This is a genomic window from Cellulosilyticum sp. ST5 (assembly GCF_046529625.1).
GTDB lineage: Bacteria > Bacillota > Clostridia > Lachnospirales > Cellulosilyticaceae > Cellulosilyticum > Cellulosilyticum lentocellum.
The window spans coordinates 2330801-2351184 of sequence record NZ_CP132338.1 but is presented as its reverse complement, the minus strand read 5'-3'; the positions used below and the strand labels follow the sequence as shown (position 1 = coordinate 2351184).

Annotated in this window: 21 protein-coding genes; 18 read left to right on the top strand and 3 right to left on the bottom strand. The window is 33.6% G+C overall.

Features of this window, described 5'->3' with window-relative positions; all coding sequences use genetic code 11:
* Positions 1–123 precede the first annotated feature (123 nt).
* The 13 genes from QTL86_RS11575 to QTL86_RS11515 all read left to right on the top strand — a co-directional run bounded on the left by QTL86_RS11575 (position 124) and on the right by QTL86_RS11515 (position 11783).
* Positions 124–726 carry a TerD family protein gene (locus QTL86_RS11575; protein ID WP_410497248.1) on the top strand — a complete coding sequence of 201 codons (603 nt, stop codon included), beginning with the start codon at positions 124–126 and terminating at the stop codon, positions 724–726.
* A gap of 60 nt (positions 727–786) precedes the next feature.
* Positions 787–1365, top strand: a complete 579-nt coding sequence (locus QTL86_RS11570; RefSeq protein WP_013656256.1) for a TerD family protein — start codon at positions 787–789, stop codon at positions 1363–1365.
* 27 nt (positions 1366–1392) lie between these two features.
* The gene (locus QTL86_RS11565) at positions 1393–1974 is read left to right on the top strand and encodes a TerD family protein (RefSeq protein ID WP_013656257.1); all 582 of its coding nucleotides are present in this window, start codon (positions 1393–1395) and stop codon (positions 1972–1974) included.
* Between the two features lie 186 nt (positions 1975–2160).
* Entirely contained in the window at positions 2161–2838 is a 678-nt protein-coding gene (locus QTL86_RS11560) for a response regulator transcription factor (RefSeq protein WP_127065992.1), read from the top strand.
* Positions 2839–2923: 85 nt separating this feature from the next.
* The gene (locus tag QTL86_RS11555; RefSeq protein WP_013656259.1) at positions 2924–4084 is read left to right on the top strand and encodes an HpcH/HpaI aldolase/citrate lyase family protein; all 1161 of its coding nucleotides are present in this window, start codon (positions 2924–2926) and stop codon (positions 4082–4084) included.
* Positions 4059–5543 carry a phosphoribosyltransferase family protein gene (locus tag QTL86_RS11550; protein ID WP_410497247.1) on the top strand — a complete coding sequence of 495 codons (1485 nt, stop codon included), beginning with the start codon at positions 4059–4061 and terminating at the stop codon, positions 5541–5543. Before QTL86_RS11555 ends, QTL86_RS11550 begins: the two co-directional genes overlap by 26 nt.
* Positions 5536–6657, top strand: a complete 1122-nt coding sequence (locus QTL86_RS11545) for a cysteine protease StiP family protein (protein WP_127065994.1) — start codon at positions 5536–5538, stop codon at positions 6655–6657. Before QTL86_RS11550 ends, QTL86_RS11545 begins: the two co-directional genes overlap by 8 nt.
* A 25-nt stretch (positions 6658–6682) precedes the next feature.
* Complete coding sequence (locus tag QTL86_RS11540) at positions 6683–7498, top strand: HAD hydrolase family protein (protein WP_190283548.1); 816 nt, start codon at positions 6683–6685, stop codon at positions 7496–7498.
* A 214-nt stretch (positions 7499–7712) separates the two neighbouring features.
* Positions 7713–8435, top strand: a complete 723-nt coding sequence (locus tag QTL86_RS11535; RefSeq protein ID WP_013656263.1) for an amino acid ABC transporter ATP-binding protein — start codon at positions 7713–7715, stop codon at positions 8433–8435.
* A gap of 76 nt (positions 8436–8511) precedes the next feature.
* Positions 8512–9354 (top strand): transporter substrate-binding domain-containing protein, encoded by an 843-nt coding sequence (locus QTL86_RS11530; RefSeq protein ID WP_127065996.1) that lies wholly within the window; start codon positions 8512–8514, stop codon positions 9352–9354.
* A 128-nt stretch (positions 9355–9482) separates the two neighbouring features.
* Complete coding sequence (locus QTL86_RS11525) at positions 9483–10202, top strand: amino acid ABC transporter permease (RefSeq protein ID WP_127065997.1); 720 nt, start codon at positions 9483–9485, stop codon at positions 10200–10202.
* The gene (locus QTL86_RS11520) at positions 10202–10849 is read left to right on the top strand and encodes an amino acid ABC transporter permease (protein WP_127065998.1); all 648 of its coding nucleotides are present in this window, start codon (positions 10202–10204) and stop codon (positions 10847–10849) included. The genes QTL86_RS11525 and QTL86_RS11520 overlap by 1 nt, the downstream gene beginning before the upstream one ends.
* A gap of 157 nt (positions 10850–11006) precedes the next feature.
* The gene (locus QTL86_RS11515) at positions 11007–11783 is read left to right on the top strand and encodes an EFR1 family ferrodoxin (RefSeq protein ID WP_127065999.1); all 777 of its coding nucleotides are present in this window, start codon (positions 11007–11009) and stop codon (positions 11781–11783) included.
* A gap of 266 nt (positions 11784–12049) precedes the next feature.
* Here QTL86_RS11515 and QTL86_RS11510 read toward each other — a convergent pair whose 3' ends face one another.
* The gene (locus QTL86_RS11510; RefSeq protein WP_410497246.1) at positions 12050–12703 is read right to left on the bottom strand and encodes a M48 family metallopeptidase; all 654 of its coding nucleotides are present in this window, start codon (positions 12701–12703) and stop codon (positions 12050–12052) included.
* Between the two features lie 224 nt (positions 12704–12927).
* On the opposite strand from QTL86_RS11510, the gene QTL86_RS11505 reads away from it, so the two are divergent.
* On the top strand, positions 12928–13749 hold the full coding sequence (locus tag QTL86_RS11505; RefSeq protein WP_127066000.1) for a hypothetical protein: 822 nt from the start codon (positions 12928–12930) through the stop codon (positions 13747–13749).
* Between the two features lie 138 nt (positions 13750–13887).
* On the opposite strand, the gene QTL86_RS11500 is transcribed toward QTL86_RS11505, so the two are convergent.
* Together QTL86_RS11500 and QTL86_RS11495 are read right to left on the bottom strand one after the other, a co-directional pair.
* Positions 13888–15063, bottom strand: a complete 1176-nt coding sequence (locus QTL86_RS11500) for a toxic anion resistance protein (protein ID WP_013656272.1) — start codon at positions 15061–15063, stop codon at positions 13888–13890.
* Positions 15064–15078: 15 nt separating this feature from the next.
* Positions 15079–16656: a YceG family protein gene (locus tag QTL86_RS11495; RefSeq protein ID WP_410497311.1), complete on the bottom strand. Its 1578-nt coding sequence runs from the start codon at positions 16654–16656 to the stop codon at positions 15079–15081.
* A 172-nt stretch (positions 16657–16828) separates the two neighbouring features.
* On the opposite strand from QTL86_RS11495, the gene QTL86_RS11490 reads away from it, so the two are divergent.
* The 4 genes from QTL86_RS11490 to QTL86_RS11475 all read left to right on the top strand — a co-directional run bounded on the left by QTL86_RS11490 (position 16829) and on the right by QTL86_RS11475 (position 20351).
* Positions 16829–18460 carry a serine protease gene (locus tag QTL86_RS11490; RefSeq protein WP_127066001.1) on the top strand — a complete coding sequence of 544 codons (1632 nt, stop codon included), beginning with the start codon at positions 16829–16831 and terminating at the stop codon, positions 18458–18460.
* A 94-nt stretch (positions 18461–18554) separates the two neighbouring features.
* Positions 18555–19016: a YbaK/EbsC family protein gene (locus QTL86_RS11485; protein ID WP_127066002.1), complete on the top strand. Its 462-nt coding sequence runs from the start codon at positions 18555–18557 to the stop codon at positions 19014–19016.
* Between the two features lie 38 nt (positions 19017–19054).
* A complete protein-coding gene (locus tag QTL86_RS11480; protein ID WP_410497310.1) occupies positions 19055–19810 on the top strand; it encodes an exodeoxyribonuclease III in 756 nt (251 codons plus the stop codon).
* Positions 19811–19976: 166 nt separating this feature from the next.
* Positions 19977–20351 (top strand): VOC family protein, encoded by a 375-nt coding sequence (locus QTL86_RS11475; RefSeq protein WP_013656277.1) that lies wholly within the window; start codon positions 19977–19979, stop codon positions 20349–20351.
* The last annotated feature ends 33 nt before the right edge of the window (positions 20352–20384 follow it).

Genomic DNA, 20384 nt, shown 5'->3' with positions numbered 1-20384 from the left:
TAGAGAATTTGTTTATAAAAAATAATAATCTTATAAAATCTCTCTGTTATAGCGATAATAATATGATATAATAAAACAAATACCATCTTTAAAAGGTAAAAGGGAGAACTAGGAGGAAAGCGAATGGCAATTAATTTAGTAAAGGGACAAAAGATTGATTTAACAAAAGGAAATGCTGGCTTAAATAAAATTATGGTTGGTCTAGGTTGGGACCCTGTAAGCTCAGGAAAAGGTTTACTAGGTAGTTTGTTTGGAGGCGGTAATAAAGATATCGATTGTGATGCCTCTGCTATTATGTTAGGAGCAGATGACAAATTACTTTCTAATAAAGACGTCATTTACTTTGGAAATCTAACACATGCATCTAAAAGTGTTAAGCATATGGGCGATAATTTAACAGGTGATGGTGCTGGTGATGATGAACAAATTTTTATTGAGTTAAATAGCATACCAGCACAAATTGAGAAAATTATTTTTGTTGTTAATATTTATGACTGTATTAATAGAAGACAGGATTTTGGGATGATTCAAAATGCATTTATTCGAATTGTTGACCATAATACTAATCAAGAACTTGTACGTTTTAATTTAACAGATAACTATAAAGGTAGTACAGCTTTAGTTGTAGGAGAAGTTTATAGACATGAAAGTGAATGGAAATTTGCTGCAGTAGGCAATGGTACTAATGATCCATCTCTTAAAAACATGGTAAGTCGTTATATTTAGTACGTTTCAACTAAAAATATAAGTTCAAGAAGCACATAAGCAATAGAGGAGGTAATACAAATGGCAATTAATTTAGTAAAAGGCCAAAAAATTGATTTAACAAAAGGAAACCCAGCTTTAAAAAAGGTTATTATCGGACTTGGTTGGGATACTAATAAGTATTCAGGAGGTTTTGACTTTGATCTAGATGCCTCTGTATTCTTGGTAGGAAGTAATGGTAGAACAAATCATGATGAAGACTTTATCTTTTACAATAATTTAAAGAGTAGAAATGAAGCTGTTATTCATACAGGAGATAACCGTACAGGAGAAGGGGATGGCGATGATGAGCAAATCCTTCTTGAATTTGCAAAAATGCCTGCTGATGTGGAAAAAATGGCTGTAACCGTAACTATTCATGAAGCTATAGAAAGAGGTCAAAACTTTGGACAAGTATCTAATGCTTATGTACGTGTTATTAATAAAGATACAGGAGAAGATGTATTACGTTATGATTTAGGGGAAGACTTCTCTATAGAAACGGCTATTGTAGTATGTGAAATTTATAGGAATGGAGCTGACTGGAAATTCAGTGCTGTAGGTAGTGGTTTCCAAGGTGGTCTTGCTGCACTTTGCAAAAACTATGGACTTGATGTATAAAAATTAATATATAAGGAGGAAGAAAAAATGGGTATAACACTTGCAAAAGGACAAAAAGTAGATTTAACAAAATCTAATCCAGGACTTAAAAATATTATTGTTGGATTAGGTTGGGACACCAATAAATATGATGGAGGGCAGTCATTTGATTTAGACACAGCAGCTTTCTTAACAGATGGTGCTGGCAAAGTAACCTCTGATGCAGACTTTATTTTCTATAACAACTTACGTCATCCATCAGGTTCAGTAACTCATTTAGGTGATAATACAACAGGAGCAGGAGATGGTGATGATGAGCAAATGAAAGTTCAGTTAGATACTGTGCCTGCTAACATTGAAAAAATTGCTTTTACAGTAACCATTCATGAAGCAATGCAAAGAAATCAAAACTTTGGACAAGTATCTAATGCTTATATTCGTGTTTTAGATGAAACAGCAGGAACAGAGCTTATTCGTTACGACTTAGGGGAAGATTTCTCAATAGAAACAGCCATTGTTGTAGGTGAATTATATCGCCATAATGGTGAGTGGAAGTTTAATGCAATTGGAAGTGGTTATCAAGGCGGTTTAGGTGCACTTTGCAATAACTTCGGTATTAATATTGGTTAATGAGTATCTATATAAATAAGAGATGAATAAAAAAGTGTGCTACGAGTAGCACACTTTTTTATTGAGCAAGAAATACAAATGTGAAATAGGATGAAAAGCTGTAATCATGATATAATAAAGGTTAAGTAAGAATTAAGGGAAATGCGATATATTATTTCTGAACTAAGGTATAAAGGAGATAAAGATGTGATTAAGGTATTATTGGTAGAGGATAATTATAAAATCAGTGATAATATTTATACCTATTTAAAGGAAGATTTCCAGATAGATCAGGTTTATACAGGTGAAGATGCCCTTTTACACTTAGAGGCATTTAGTTATGATTTAGTTATTTTAGATTTAATGTTACCTGGAAAAGACGGTATGAGTGTATTAGCAGAAGTACAAAATAAAAAGCAGCAGTTAGGAGTTATTATTTTAACAGCCAAGGAAGATTTAGGAGACAAATTAAGAGCTTTTCAGTTAGGGGCAGAGGATTATTTAACGAAGCCCTTTTTTATGGAAGAATTAAAAGCCAGAATGTATGTCATTTTAAAACGCCTAGGAAAAATGACAGAAGAAAATACTTTGGTGTTTAAAGATTTACACCTAGACCTAAAGCAAAAAAGTGTATGGATTAAAGATGAAAAAATAGAACTAAACGAGCGTTTATTTCATTTGCTTGAATATTTAATGTTAAATAAAGATATTTTGCTTTTTAAAGAACAAATTTTTGAGCGAATTTGTGGTTATGATAGTGATGCTTCTACAGAGATTATAGAAGTGTATATGAGTCACTTAAGAAAGAAATTAAGCCCTTTTGGGTATGATGTGTATGTTGTAACAAAAAGAGGGATGGGATATATGTTAGAAGATAAAAAATAGATGTAATAATATGGAAATATCTATACAAAATTCATATTTCTTCAGTATAATAGAATTACCAATATATAGAAAGAGGGTAAGGGGAATGTTTCATTATGCACATTTAAGTGAAGAAGAGAAAGAACGTGTATTTTTTAAAGAACCGAATGCTTTTTTTAAAGATACTGAAAAAGAAAAGTTGAGTTATGCATTAGGCGCAACACTGTACATTCCGGCAATTCATGAAAAGCTTTATGACTATTTAGTAACTAGAAAATATATTTCACTTACGACACTTGTAATTTGTCTTGAAGATGGTATTGCAGATTCTCAGGTAGAAGAAGCAGAGATGCGTCTTAAAGAAACCTTTATAGGGCTGGGACAAGCTTTGAAAAATGGTATAGTGAAAGAAGAAGATCTCCCCCTACTTTTCATACGTATTCGTAGTACACAGCAGTTAAAGCGCCTATTATCTGAGGAGGAGATTGTAAAGCATATAACAGGGATTAATCTGCCGAAGTTTAATAGCATAGAAGGAGAAGAACAGCTATCACTTATTAAGAAAGCAGGTGATGCGGCAGGCATTAAACTTTATGCAATGCCTATTATAGAAACTAAGCAAGTGATAGATTTACAAACCGGACAAGAAGAATTACAGACGATTAAAAACTTAGCGGTTAAGTACCGAGAAAATGTTTTAAATATTAGAATTGGAGCCACAGACTTTACAGGGCTTTTTGGCATTAGAAGAAGTATTGATGCTACTATTTATGATGTGGCTGTTATTCGGGATTGTATGGCAAGGATTATTAATTATTTTGGTCAAGCTGAAGACGGCTTTGTTATTTCAGGTCCAGTGTGGGAGTTTTTTAGTAATCATAGCAGGTTGCTAAAGCCAGAATTACGTCAAACACCATTTAGAAAATATGGAGAAGAAGGTAGCATTGCACGTAGGGCCATTGTTAATAAAGCGGAAGATGGACTTATTAAGGAAGTTGTTTTAGATAAAGTTAATGGACTAGTAGGTAAAACGATTATTCATCCTTCTCACATTCGCTTAGTTAATGCTTTGCAAGTAGTAACTAAAGAAGAATATGAAGATGCTATGCAAATCATAGGAAATCAAGGTAGCGGCGTAATTAAGAGTAAGGGTGGCAATAAAATGAATGAAATGAAACCACATACAAATTGGGCTAGAAAAGTACTAGCTAAAGCTGAAATATATGGAGTGATTAATGAAAATGAAGACTACACAGCCTTGTTCTAAACAAGTTATTTTTAAAGCATTGGATTGTCTAGAGATACATATTGATTTACAAGAAACGAGTGAAGCTATCCCTTTAAATCATCTATTTGAAGTGGGAGTTAGAAAAAATAAAAAACGTATTTTTTTATTTGTAAGTAAAGTATTAGGTAAGCACTTAGCCGTTAATCCTTATATGACTAGATTAGGAGGGACGCTTTTAGCAGAAGTTTATTATAAAAAGCAGGTGGGTAAAGTATTACAGGAAGATGAGCTTTTGGAGCTCTTTAATAAGAAAGAATTACCTAAGGAAGCCTGTGAAAAGGTTTTAGAAGTGACCTATCCGTTAGAACAGGAGACACTTTTCATTGGCTTTGCAGAAACAGCCACAGGCTTAGGCCATAGTATGTTTAGTGCTTTTGATAATAAAGCAACATTTATTCATACCACCAGAGAACCTATTATAAGTGAAGTACCTACTTTTGCTTTTCAAGAAGAACATTCTCATGCAACAGGACATGAATGTTATACAAAAGACCCTCTTTTCTTTAAACGTTTTTCGCATATTGTATTAGTAGATGATGAAATTACTACAGGAAATACTGCGCTTAATTTAATAGAAGCGTTGCATGAAAAAAGTGGTGCTAAAGCTTATAGTGTAGTGGCACTTTTAGATTGGAGAAACGAAGAGCAGAAAGAGAAAGCCAAGCTTTTAGCTGAAAAGCTTGGAGTTACTATTGAATTTATATCAGTCATTCAAGGAACTATTGCACCCATTATTTTAAAGTCTTTATCAGAGGAAGCCATGGAAACAAAGGAGATTTTAAAATATCCTGAAATCGTAGAGGAAGAAAATACAAATGTATTACAGGAAGAAGTGGTAGTAACAAAAACACCAAAAAGCGTTCAACTTATAAGTTACTATAATGGTAGGTACGGAAGATATGAAACGCTTAAGGTAGGCTTAGACCATATGACAGAGAAAGTGATCAAAGGCGGAGATCAAAGAGAACAGGTAGTAGGTTATATGAGCGCTAATGGACGCTTTGGACTAACAGCTAATGAAAATAAAACCTTTGAGAAGCGTCTATTACAACTGGGGCAAGTACTATCAGGCTATAGAACTTCAACAAAGACACTGTGCATAGGTACGGAGGAGTTTATTTATGTACCGGCTATGATGGCATGTGCTATGGGAGAAGGGGTTTATTATCAATCTACTACACGTAGTCCTATTATGACAGCTAAAAGACCAGATTATCCTTTACATACAGCTCTAGCGTATAAAAGGCCTGAGGATGAAACGGTTATTAATTATATTTATAATATTCAAGAAGGTAACTATGAAGAAGCCTTTTGGTTTATAGAAAGAGATGTAAGGCCAGAATTTAAGCAAATGATGGCAGAGGTATTTAGTGAAAAGGGGATTAGAAAAATATATTTTGTTTGCTGTGATGGCAAGCTGGAGGAAATCTATGAATGAGCAAGGAGTAGCAAATGTAAAGCATATAAAAGAGCCTTTACCTATGGGGAGCTATAGGAAAGAAGATTGTATTTTCTTATTAAAGAATATCAACGGTTTATTAGAAGAACAAAATAACTTAGAGCGTGAATATGCCATGCAAAATGGTACTCACTACTCTGAAATGCTTCCTATTGAATATATGCCAACAAAGGAATATATGACTCTTTATAAAAATACCTTAGAAGAAACGGCAGAGGAGATTGCTTTTTATACAGGGATAGTAGCCGAACTGATTTACAGAAAAAAAGGAAAAGATGTCGTTATTGTTTCTCTAGCTAGGGCAGGTACACCTATTGGTGTATTGATTAAGCGTTATTTAGCTTATAAATATCAAGTAAATGTGCCTCACTATAGTGTTTCTATTATTAGAGATAAGGGAATAGATGAGAATGCCCTTTTATATATATTAAAAGAACATCCAGCAGGAGATATTCAATTTGTAGATGGTTGGACTGGAAAAGGTGTTATAAGCCATACTTTAGAGAAAGCTTGTAAGCATTTTAAAAATAAATATGAAGTGGATTTAGATGATACACTAGCAGTACTTTGCGATCCAGGAGAATGTACCTCTTTATATGGGACAAGAGCGGACTTCTTAGTACCAAGTGCATGTTTAAATGCAACAGTATCAGGACTTATGAGTCGTACCTTTTTAAGAAATGACCTTATTGGCCCCTATGATTTTCATGGTTCCAAGTTTTACAAGGAGTGGGAGGAGATTGATGTATCTAATGACTTTGTAGATACTATTGCTACTCATTTTTCTCAGCTTAATATCCATGAAGAGGATTTAGTTAATAAGGAGATGGGAGCCTTTAATGCAGCACAGAGTGTAGAAAATATTAGGCAGTGCTTCGATATCTCCAGTATTAATAGAGTGAAGCCAGGGGTAGGTGAAACAACAAGAGTATTATTAAGAAGGGTACCTTGGAAAATCCTTGTAAAAGATAAAGAGGATAAGCACCTTAAGCACATTTTACTTTTGGCAAGAGATAGAGGTGTACCGGTGGAAGTATATCAAGACATGTGCTACTCTTGCTGTGGTTTAATCAAAGATATGTGTGATGTATAAAAATGAATGTGAAAGGAAAACTTCTATGTTTTTTGCAACGGATTTAGATCGTACTTTAATTTATTCTAAGCTATTTATAGCAGAAGCTGAATGTGAATATGCCTTAGTCGAAGCTTATAATGGAAAAGAAATTTCGTATATGAGTTTAGAAGCAATTACTTTACTTAAAAAGCTTAATGACTTAGTACCTGTCGTACCAATTACGACTAGAAACCATCAGCAATACAAGAGGATTCAATTATTTGAGGAAACTATCTGCCCTGAGCTTTATGTAGTTAATAATGGAGGAACTATTATTTACAAGGGAGAAGAGGATAAACAGTGGTCAGATTATATAAAAGAGCAAATTAAAGCATTACCTGTAAATTATGATGAAGTCTTAACATCATTTCTGAATCACTATAAAAAGCCTATTAAAGGATACAATAAGTCTGATGGACTTATTTGGCTTATTATAGGAGAGCGAGGCAATATTGATGAAGAAGCCGTTCAGTTATTTAAGAATGCTAATGAAAATAAAGGTTGGAAAATACAAGTCAATGGCAAAAAGATCTATTTATATCCAGAATGTATTAATAAATGGTCAGCACTTGCATATATTCAAAAGAACTACTATCAAAAAACTATTATGGCTGCAGGAGACTCTATTTTTGACTATCAAATGGTCCATGAAGCAGATTATGGTATTGTTCCTAAAGAAGCCTATATTGAAGGAATATGTAAAGAACAAGTACGTATTGCAAGGGTTAGTGGTCTTAAAGCAGCAGAAGAAATTCTAAGATATGCTATAGAGATGGCTGAGAAAGAAATAGGAGAGATAGAAGGTCGAAAAGAGTCTTAAAGGAAAATTATGAGTTGACAAGAGAAAAGACCTTAGTTATAATTACACTAATATATAAAGTATTTAGACATATGAAGCAATGGCGCTTACGAGAATTCATTTTCTTCGTGGCGCTGTTTTGTTTTCTTTTAAATTTAAAATTATTGTAATATTTGTTATAAGGGAATTAGATAGAAAACAACGCAGAAAAGTTTAAATAAGGAGGTAGATTTATGTGATAAAGATTAGTGGTCTTAATAAATTTTTTGGTCATCATCATGTTTTAAAAAACATTGATTTAGAGGTTAATGAAGGAGAGAAGCTAGTTATTATTGGTCCTAGTGGGAGTGGGAAAAGTACACTGATTAGGTGTATTAATCATTTAGAAGAACCAACCTCAGGGCAAGTAGAAATTGATGGACAGTTATTAACAAGGAAAAACAAAACACAGGTTGTGAGAAACTCCTCAGCCATGGTATTTCAGCAATTTAACTTATATCCACATATGACAGTGTTAGAAAATCTTACACTTGCTCCTATGAAATTACAAAAGATGCCTAAAAAAGAGGCAGAGGAAATGGCACTTCAGTATTTAGAAAGAGTAGGCCTTTTGGAGAAAAAGGATGCCTATCCTCAAAACTTATCAGGAGGACAGCAACAAAGAGTTGCTATTGCAAGGGCACTTGCTACAAAACAAAGAATCATTTTATTTGATGAACCTACTAGTGCTCTGGATCCAGAGATGGTGCAAGAAGTATTAGATGTTATGATTAAGTTATCTGAAGAAAACATTACGATGGTTTGTGTAACACATGAAATGGGTTTTGCAAGACAAGTGGCAGATCGTGTCATTTTTATGGACGATGGTTCTATTGTAGAAAGTGGTTCACCAGAGCATTTCTTCGAAAATCCAGAAAATGAGCGTACCAAACTATTCCTAAGTAAAATATTACGTTAAGAAGGTTGGTATAAAGTACATAAGAAATATTTTAAGCATTATGAAATAAATAAAACCTAAATAAGGAGTTGATGATATGAAAAAAGGAATTAAAAAAATAATGGCAACATTATTAGCAGTAACCATGCTAGGTGTTTTAGGAGGTTGTACTAAAACAGGGACATCGGAAGCTGGTGGAAGTGCAACAGGTGGCATTCAAAAAATTAAAGATGCAGGTGTACTTAAAGTAGGGTGTAAAATAGATGTACCTAGTTTTGGACTTCAAAATACAGCGACAGGAGAATATGAAGGTGTTGAAATTGATTTAGCTTATGAAATAGCAGGTAAGATTTTTGATTGCACTGCAGCTGAAGCGAAAGAAAAGAAATTAGTAGCTTTCCAAGGTGTTACTGCTAAAACAAGAGGTGGGTTATTAGATAGTGGAGAAATTGATTTAGTTATTGCTACCTTTACTGTTACAGAGGAACGTAAGGAGTCTTGGAACTTCTCAACACCTTACTATACAGATGCAGTAGGTTTAATGGTACTAAAAGATTCTGGAATTCAATCTATTAATGATCTAGATGGCAAGATTATAGGTGTTTCTCAAGGTTCTATCACTAAAGATGGGTTTGAAGCTTATATCAAAGAAACAGGTATTAATGTAACACCTGTTTTTGAAGAATTTGATGGTTATCCAGCTTTAAGTACAGCCCTTTCTACTAAAAATATTGATGTATTTGCTGTAGACCGTGCGATTTTAGCTGGTTATAGCGATGATTCAACCATGATTTTAGAAGACCGTTTCGCAGAACAAGATTATGGTGTGGCTTCTGCTCTTAGTAATAAAGAATTGGCAGAAACAGTTGATGGTGTAGTAAAAGACTTAGTAGATAGTGGGAAAATGGCTGAAATGTTAAAAGCTTGGGGTGTTGAATAGTTTGAAGTTTGCTAAATAAAATTTCAAGGATTCATTGGTGAACAGAACTTCCTTTTCGCCTTTGAATCCTTATTTTAGGGTATAGGCAGAACCGAATATGGAGTATCAAGGAAGGTGATGGAGTTGCTATGAAAGGTTTATTTAATCTAAAATGGTGGATGGATTTATTTGAAGAGTTTGACTTATATTTACAAGGCTTTAGTATGACTTTAAGAGTATCTATAGTGGGCTTGTTAGTAGCCATTATGCTTGGGATTCTTTTTGGTGTACTGTATTCTACTAAGAGAAAGCCACTTAAATTGATTGCTAGAGTGTATATAGAAATTTTTCAAAATACACCTTTAGTTATACAGATTTTCTTTTATTACAGCTGTTTACCCTACTTAATAGGGGGACGCGTAGATAAATTTTTATTAGGTGTCATGGGAGTAGGTATTTATCATGGTGCTTATGTAGCAGAAGTTATTCGAACAGGTATAGAAGCTGTTCCTAAAGGACAATTAGAAGCTGCTAACTCTCAGGGCTTTTCTTATATTCAAGCGATGAGATATATTATTTTGCCACAGACGATAAAAATCATTATGCCACCGCTTGCTAATCAAGCTTTAAACTTAGTTAAAAATACTTCAGTATTAGCAATGGTAGCAGGGCTTGATTTAATGTATTTTGCAGATTCTTGGGCAAGTAGTTCGGGAGGACATTACACACAAGGATATCTGGTTTGTGCAGCTATGTACTTTATCATTTGTTTCCCATTAGCATCTTTGGCAAGATACTTAGAGCGTAAAGCTAAAGAACCACCTAAGCCAAAACATCCTGGTCAAACAGTGAAAACGGAGGTGGCCTAATGAGTGAGATTTTTACAAGTGAAAATATTCTTTTTATGCTAGATGGCTTAAAGTTGACGCTGTTAATTGCATTAGGAACTATTATATTAAGTATTATATTTGGGACCATCTTAGCGCTTATGAGAAATTACTGCAAGGGCGTGTTATCTCCATTTGCTACGCTTGCAGCTATTTATATTGAGATTTTTAGATGTACACCTAATATTCTTTGGATTTTATGGATTAGGTTTACTATTCCAGGAGATCCTATTCCTTTAGGAATCTTTTCTTTTACTTTATTTACTTCAGCAGTTGTTGCGGAGATTGTAAGAGGAGGACTTAATTCTATTCCAAAGGGACAATTTGAGGGAGCAGCTTCTCAAGGCTTTAATTTTGCTCAAACTTTAATTTATATTATATTACCACAGACCTTTAAGAGTATTATTCCAGCTCTCCTTTCACAGGTTATTACAATTATCAAAGATACCTCTTTCTTAAAGGTTGTGGATATTGCTGAATTTACTCGAAATAGTAATGTTGTATTAGGAAGCTTAAGAGGTTTTGGCCAAATTATAATGCTTTATGGTTTTGTGGCACTAACCTATTTTGTTATTAATTTTGCGTTATCTTGTGTAGTAAGACAATATCAACGTCGTATTACCATATAATTTGATAAAGGAAGAAACAATTACATCAAGTAACTTAGTCAATTAACTCTAGGAGTTATGCTAGGTTACTTTTATTTTACAGAAAATACATACAAGTGTAATATAATATAAAGGATAATCAATAAGTCATTGAAGGAAAATTTAAGGGGGAATATAGATGGCAGTTATTTATTGCTTTTCAGCAACAGGCAATAGTTTATATGTAGCAAAACAAATAGGGGAGGCCATAGGAGGGCAAGTATTGCCGATGAAAAATGGTAATATAAACTGCGTTGATGAAGTGATTGGGTTTGTATTTCCAACCTATTACTGGGGATTACCTTATCAAGTAGAACGCTTTATTTCAGAGCTAACTATTACAAGTCAGAATCCCTACATATTTGCTGTAGCAACTTATGGAGGAGCTGTAAAGGGAATATGTGGAGCAGTAGAAAAGTTATTAATACAAAAGGGGCAGCACTTAAGTTATAGTAAAAAACTTAAAGCCGTAGAAAACTATATTCCTAGTTATAAGGTGAATGATACTCAGGGAATGGAAAATAAGGTAAATGCTCAATTAAAACCTATTATAGAAGCTGTTAAAAGCAATCAAACCATAAAGGTGGAATCCTATACATTCATTAATAAGATAATATATAAATTTTTTCCTGCTAAAGAAAAAAATTGTGACCAGTACTTTACCGTCTCTAATCAGTGTAATCATTGCGGAACTTGTAGTAAGGTATGTCCGGTAGAGAATATTATTGTAGAGAAAGCAGAAATACAATTTCAGCATCATTGCGAGCATTGTTTAGCATGCATTCATGCCTGTCCTCAAGTAGCTATAGAATGGAAAAAAGGTACAGTAGGTAAAGAACGTTTTCGTAATAGACATATTAGCTTAAAGGAGCTCATGCTATTTAATAGTGGCACTAGTATAGAGGGTAAGGAGTAAGCAGGAAGCAGTAGGTGGTAGATTACTCTTTCGTGTAACAGTGGCATCTAAAAAGTTACAACCTTTATATGAAAAAGTATGGGCGTAAATTCAAAAATATCCATGTGATTTTGATTGCAATTTTGATAATGTAAGTATTTATAAGTGGGAAGAACAGACATGGCTGCTTTATAAGACCTATTTATTTAAATAAGAAAATGACACATTAATACGATAGATCATTATAGTAAAGAACCTAACAAGCTAAGTACTTGTTAGGTTCTTTACTATATGGTCATTACGCCGCCAAAACGTGCTAGATAATCTTGGTGTTCTTTAAAGTGAGGGTCATAAGCACCTACTTTTCTCCAAAAAGAACGATCGTGATTGAGATGATGGATATGACAAAGTTCGTGGATTATCACATAGTCAATGACCTGAAGTGGCGCCATTGAAAGTCTATAATTAAAAGTCAGTTCCTTATAGCTATTACAAGTGCCCCAAGAACAAGGTGAATCTACAACGGTAATACTTTTAGCATTTACACCAATGAGTTTTTCAAAGTGCTTAACTCTCTTTTTAACAATTACTTTGGTTTGTGTTATATAAAATTTCTTTAAAAGAAGCTGTATTTCTTCTTCTGTTTCAGGAATAGTTTCTAGTAACTCTCCTAATTGACAGGCCTTTCCTTGGAATAAAAAAGTCTCATCTTCAGTATAATTTTTCTTGCTAGAAATATATTTTCTATTTTCTAGGCGATCTTGAAAAGCAAAAATAGATTTAGCATTAGCTTTTATAAAAGCTATGATTTCACTTTCAGGGGTTTTAGATGGAACTTTAATAGTAATATGTCCCTCAGGTGAAATTTCTAGCACCATTTTTTTTCTCTTGCCATATTGAGTATTAAAAATGATTTCTTTATCATTTATGATTAATTGCATATTAATTCTCCGTGTAATTATAAAGTATATATTATTATTATAGCATGATGTAAGACATAAAATAAGTTATAGAAAAGATCAATTAGGATAAGCAGAAATAGTAGGGGGGATAACTTGTTAAGTTTAAGTACATAAGATAAAATAGGGAAGACAGAGGCAAAAGCTTCTAATAATTTAATCAGTAGATAAAATAGAGATACTGCAATAGGTAAGGATGTGTTAAGATGACTAAACATAAATATGATCAAGATAATCCCACATTGGTTAATTCTGTTGTATGTGCAATAGATATATTAGGCTTTTCACAAATGATAGTAGATTCTTGTAAGAATGGATCTGGAGATAAACTGCTTAGAGAGATGAACTATCTTATTAATAAGAATAAGCAGTGTATTATTCCTAACAAGTATAGTCAGGGAAAAATAAAAATTTTTACAGATAATATGGTAGTTGCTTATCCGATTAAAGACGATGGGGAAGTAGAAATAGATGAGATTCTAGATAATGTATCAGAATATCAATTTAATTTAGCATTAGAAGGATTGTTTGTTAGAGGTGGCATAAGTGTAGGGGACTTTTATATTAATGAAGATATAGTTTTTGGGCCAGCTCTTCTGGATGCTCATCATACAGAGAGTGAACTAGCGTGTTATCCAAGAATTATTTTAGATGATAGAACAGTTGAACGTTTGCAAAGCTATATTAACTACTATGATACCATGCCACAACAAAATAAAATCTTAATTGATACAGATGGACGATGGTTTTTGAACTATTTAAATACTATTTTTCGCTATTATAAAGAATGCAACAATGAGTATGAGTTTGAAAGAATAAAACATGAGTTATTGCTGTGCCATAAGGAAAAGCTTGAAGAAATGTTACTTATTCATAAAGAAAATATAAGAGTTTGGGATAAATACGTTTGGACTGCAAATTATCATAATTTCTTCTGTGATTTATATTTTCCACAAGATAAAGATTTAAAGATTTCTAGAAAGATATTACTTTCGTGGCCTAGAGAGGTCTCGAAGAGAGATTTTTAAGTCATGAAAGTTATTAACTTAAATAATAAACAGTAAAAAGTCATCTTAACAGGTATTTACCTGTAAGATGACTTTTTACTGTTTAGCATGTTTGTTCTATGGAGGAGAGTCCTCTATTTCTTAAAGAATGCATGCTTATTATTTTTTTGGAGCTAGCATGTCTTGTTTCATACGTTCTAGCTTCATGCTATTTTCTTGACGCATACGATGATTTTCATCTTCGATTTGTTTGGTTTGTTCAATACCTTGAACAATAGTTTGCCAGGTCTTTTCAAGCGTTTCCATTTGAACAGAGCTACTACCAGCCATTTTTGCAATAGCTGTTGTTTGAGTAGCCATATTTTGAGCATTTCTAAGTAATAATTCATTTGTTTTATCATCAAGCGCTTTAAGACTCTTAGCTTGAAGTTCTTGACGTTTAAGAAGAACAGCTTGAGCTAAGCATTGTTTAAAGATTGGAAGTGTGATAATAAAAGCAGAATTAATTTTACGTGTTAAATTAAAGTTACTGTACTGAATACCTTGAATCATTGGAATCGTTTGAAGCGCAATGTTTTCAGCAATTTGAAGATCATAAACACGTTGCTCTAACATTTCACGCGTACGTTTAAGTGTTTCTACTGTAGTCATAGCCATACGGTCACCAGAAGCCATAGCTTCTTGTTCATATTGAGGGATAAGTTTTGTATCTAATTCCTCAAGTCCCATTTCACCAGCTACGATGTATTTTTCAAGTTGTTGGTAGTAAGCAATGTTACCTTCATACATTTGTTTAAGACTTACATTAGAATTTTGAATTTGTAATTCGTATTTTTTAAGAATGACATATATTTTATCAACTTCTGTACCCATATTCTCATATTTTTGGAAAAGAGCTTCTACGGAGTTTTTAGCTTTGTTAAAGAGTTTTTGAAGTGCAGATGGTTCTTTGATATCTTCTAATTCTTTAATATCGAATTTATCCATAACTTTTGTAAGCTGCTGAATCATTTCCCCAGCTTCTTCAGCTTTAACAGCTTTCATTGTAGAAAGTAGATTATCAGAGATTTTAGAAATACCAGTAGAAGCTTCCTGACCAAATACAAGAATACTATTCATATCATCTACATGAATTTCCTCGGTTAATTTTTCAACTTCAGGAAGCTGGCGAAGTTTTTCTTTATAAGATTGTGTGAAAGCTACTACCTCAGCTTCTTGAACAGGAACAAGCTGTGTATTAGCATCTGCTTTTTCTAGATTAACACCACCTAGAACGGTTGCTTCTAAGGTAGGAACTGGCGCACTACCTGCTCCTTGATTTAATGAAATTCCCATGTACAAACACTCCTTTTACCTAAATAATTTACTAAAGAATGATCCCTTTTTAGCAGGTGCTTTAAGGGGTAAATCATAAACAAATTCTTCAAGCTTGATTTGATTAATGAATTTATCAGAAATAACAAGCTCTATATTATTGGCACCATTAGGTGATAAGATGACAATATCTAGACCTATGGTACGTAATAATCCTAGTAACATGGCATCGTCTGTATTAAAAGTATCTCTTGAGTTAAGATACAAGATGACCTTTGGCACATCCGCTGTAAAGTCATAACCATCGATAAGATTCAAAAGACTGTCTTCAGCTGTGAAAATAGCGGCCATGAGTCTTAGCCTTTCTTTATCCGTGATAGGAAAGTTAAAGAAAGCCGTATTGCTAGGTGAAAATACTTCTTCTAGTTTAGCTAAAATGAATTCTTGGATTTCACCTCTTAAAGTTAATAATTTTTTATAGAGTACATGTTCTTTAACTGTGGTGCGATTAATAGTCTTGTCAGGATTTAAACAAAAAGCTAAAGAATATAAATCCTGTTGATTGTACTGAGCTGTGTTTTGAGGGATACCTTGGCCTTGCATATTATGATACTGAATACTTCTAGTTTGACCATAGCCTACAGAGGTAAGCTGAGTGGTCTCGTAAAATACACATTTATTAGCTGATTTAAGTTTATCTACCAAAGAAAAGTATTCATTATGATCATTATAAACACCGCTTATTTTACTGAAGAAAATAGGGGTATAAACTGTTTTTTGTGAAGTCTTAAAGCCAGGTCTAAGACGTGCTGGTTCATTCCAGTAAGTAAGCGTATCTTCAATAACAGAGTCCATAATAATGGGGCGTGTGGTACCATCAGAGAACTGCCAAGGCTTATAGATACCTGTATCATTATATAGGGTTTGCTCAAGCTCATTAGTTGCTTTACGTGCAAAAGTAGTTACTTTTTCAACGACAACTCCTTTTTCTACATGTTCCATAAGTGGCAAGATTTGCTGTGTGGTAGGACCTAAGATGACTTTTTGACAAAGATTATTTTCATCTAAAGTATCTATGAGGGTATCTCCAGTTGGATTAAAATAAAGCACATCAATGCCAATATGAGCAAGAAGCATTAAAAAGTAAAACTCATGCTTTTTAATAGAACCATAAAATAAACATTTTGGAGGCTCTTTGCCGGAAAAGTCTAGCTCATCGACATAAACATTACACCAAATCATTAGTTTTGCAATAAAGTTATTGCGGATAGTTTCATTAGCAAAACGCTCTTTTTGTATGGCTAGTGCAATAACAGGGTCTAGAGCCTGTCTAATCTTTGCATTAAGTGTTTGTGACGAAGTGAGATTAATATCTTCACTAGCAAAGGCACCAATTCTCATACGTGTCAGTTCATTTAAAATAGCGTCAATAAGTGAGCGATCATTTGGTTTAGGAATTTCTCTATCAAAAATAATACCTTTATGAGGCTCAGATAATTTATGATGAATGAGAGCTAATGTATCATTATAGGATGAAGCATTAGCTATGCCTATAAGCTGACAAAAGTAATTATTTTCACGCATAGAAGAATCGTCAAAAAGTGTTTCTAAGATGTTATTTGCTGCCGTTATCCCAATAGTAATACACTCCTTTTTGTATAAAATATTAATTACTTTTTATTATAGCATTATTTGATAAGATAAAACACAGCTTTATTTAATTATTATATTTATATATAATAGGTAGCATAAACAGATTTCTTAGAGTTGGGGGGAGAAGGAGAAAATGATTTTTACGACTAAGCCATTAAAAGTAGTTCGCCTAACGTGTGAAAATCCTATAGAGGACTTCATAAAGCATGAGCTAACCAAAGAAGAGGCTGGCAGTTTAACAAGAAATGCCTTCTTTATAAGAGCCATTGGGGTAGAAAAAACAGACGAAATATTTTCACAACAAGTGAAAAGGTTAGATGATTATTTTTTGTTAAAAGCAAAAGATACAGTTTATTTGCGCTTAGAAGAATTAAAATATAGTCTATCACCACAGGAAACAGAGGGTTATATTCAAGCTTATGAAGAGTGGTTAAAGATTAAAGATGCAAAGCCAGAAGAACAATTCAGGTTACCTTTTCCAGCCGAGCTTACATCAGATACATTAGAATGGACTAAAAAATGTGCTTTTAAAGAAGTCCTACATATGTATGAGCGCTATATGCCCCATGCTAATGCATCTACCACTAAGAATTTTGCAGTTAAATTACTAAGCTGGATTGCAGCTTATCTTCCTTTATTAGTAACTAAAGAAAGAGGACAATTAGGAAAAGTAGTTTATGTAGGGCCCATTAAAAGGCAAGAATACTTATTCTTATATTTTTTATTTTTAATGGGCTGTGATGTACTTTATATGAATCCACAAGAGGATTGCTTGGCAGCGTATGAAGAAGTACTGAGGACATCACAGGTATATCGCTATCCTATAAAGGCGCAAGTACCCGCCACTCTAGTTCCTTTTGAAACTTATAAAAAGCAAATAGTAAAACCATCAGAAGTAGTCACGGCACCTATTCAAAGTATATCGATACAAAGACCTCCTCAGCAAAACACCACAATTAAAGAAAGCGGCGCAAGAAGAGGTTCTATTAATCTAGGAGGTAGTCATAAAGGCAGTGTGGGCAATGGTATACAGAGGCAAACACCTAGAGTACCTTCATCGGCAATGCCATCAAGAAGTGTGCCACCAAAAAGTAATCATTCAGCAGAACCATCAAGGCCAATAGTACCTAATCATCAAGCACCTTTAGTAAGCAGCACAGTAACTACTTCTATAGGAAATAATACTGGGATACTTAGAGAATTAAGCTATGAAGAATTAGCACAGCTTTCTACTTCTATTGTGATGATTACAGTGTTAGATGGGCAACGAAGAGCTTTCAAAGGGGGATCAGGAGTGGTTATCCATGAAGAGGGATATATATTGACTAATTTTCACGTTGTAAGAGACGGTTGTCATTTTGAAGTACAATTTGAGAATGAAGAGCAGTCTTATGTGACTTCACGAATTGTAAAATATCATCCCAATTATGACTTAGCTTTAATCAAAGTAGAAAAGCGTTGTAAGCCTTTACCTCTATACAGAGGAGAACACTTAGTAAGAGGACAAAAAGTAGTGGCTATAGGAAGTCCGTTAGGTTTATTTAATACAGTATCGGATGGTATCATCTCAGCTTTTAGAGAAATTCAAGATATGTCTATGATTCAGTTTACAGCGCCTATTTCTAATGGTAGTTCAGGAGGAGCACTACTGGATATGTATGGAAGGCTTATAGGAATTATTACAGCAGGTTTTGATGCAGGACAAAATTTAAACTTAGCCGTAAAAAGTGAGCAAATTGAGTACTTTGCCAATAATTTTCTATAGAAATAGGTATAAAGAGAGATAAAAAAGTAAAAGTCATTAAAAATAATAAGAACAGGAAAAAGTAATGAGATAGGACAAAAAGGAGATGATACAAATGAGTATAGAAGCAGTAGAAGCTTTTTTTAAGGAAAAGCAAGTCAGTCATCAAATTGTTTTGTTAGAAGAAAGTAGTGCTACAGTGAGCTTGGCGGCAGAAGCTCTCAAAACTACAGAGATGCAAATTGCTAAAACTTTAGCGTTTAATGTAAATGATGAAGATATCGTTATTGTTGCTTGTGGAACGGCCAAAATAGATAATAGAAAATTTAAAGATACTTTTCACACAAAAGCTAAGATGATGAGCTATGAAGAAACTTTAGAAAAAACAGGACATCCAGTAGGTGGCGTTTGTCCATTTGGATTACCTAAACAAGTAAAAATCTATTTAGATGAGAGTCTTAAACAGTCAGAGGAAGTTTATCCAGCAGCAGGAAGCCCTCATGCAGTGGTGAAGATGTCACTTCATGAATTAGCAGAAATCACCGAAGGTGAATGGGTAGATGTATGTAAAGAATAAAATAAAAAACAAAAGATAAAAGATGGAGGATGGCAAGAATGAAATGTGTATCATGGAATGTGAATGGCGTTAGAGCCGTTTTAACAAAAGGATTTTTAGATTATTTTAAAGCAGTTGATGCAGATGTGTTTTGTATTCAAGAAACGAAATGTCAAGAGGGACAAGTAGAAATAGAACTGCCAGGTTATTATCAGTACTGGAATTATGCCCAGAAAAAAGGTTATTCAGGAACAGCACTTTTTTCTAAAAAGGAGCCACTTAGTGTCAGCTATGGTTTGGGTATAGCTGAACATGATACTGAAGGACGTGTTATTACAGCTGAGTTTGAAGAAGCTTATGTGGTTACCGTATATACACCTAATGCACAAAATGAGCTAGCTAGAATTGATTATCGTATGGCATGGGAGGATGCTTTTAAAGTTTATCTTAAGAAATTAGAAGAAAACAAACCAGTCATTATTTGTGGGGATCTTAATGTGGCACATAAAGAAATTGACCTTAAAAATCCAAAAACGAATAGAGGAAATGCTGGTTTTAGTGATGAGGAAAGAGGTAAATTCGGAGAATTATTAGAAGCAGGATTTATAGATACCTTCCGCTATTTTTATCCTGATTTAGAAGGCGCTTATAGCTGGTGGAGTTATCGTTTTAAAGCAAGAGAAAAAAACACAGGATGGAGAATAGATTATTTCTTAGCTTCAGAGGTTTTAAAAGATAAGTTAGTAGGGGCTGCTATTGATGCAGAAATACTCGGTTCTGACCATTGCCCTGTGATATTAGAAATTAATATTTAAGTAAACTTGTGTATATAGAAGGCCATAAGGGTGTAGTAAAATGCCTAAGGTTTTAAAAGGCATTAAGCTTTTATTTGAGTCAATAAAAGCAGACTAGTACTTATGTGAGAATCTGTGGTAGAATAAACTATGCATAAAATAGACTAGATGAATGAGGAGAATACTGATGAAAATGTTACACACTTGTATTAGAGTAATGGATTTAGAAAAATCACTAGCTTTTTATAAAGAAGCACTTGGTTTAATCGAAACGAGAAGAAAAGATTTTAAAGAACATGAATTTACTTTAGTATATTTATCTGACCAAGAAGGTGGATATGAATTAGAGCTTACTTATAATTATAATCCAGAAAAACCTTACGAATTAGGAAATGGTTTTAGTCATATTGCTGTAGGAGTAGAAGATCTGGAAGCAAGTCATGAAAGACACCAAACTATGGGTTATGAAGTAACACCACTTAAAGGACTTCCAGGGGAAGCACCTAAATATTATTTTGTAACAGACCCAGATGGTTATAAAGTAGAAGTGATTAGACTTTAAGGTCTGATATCAACTAAAAAGAGTAGCAAGGGG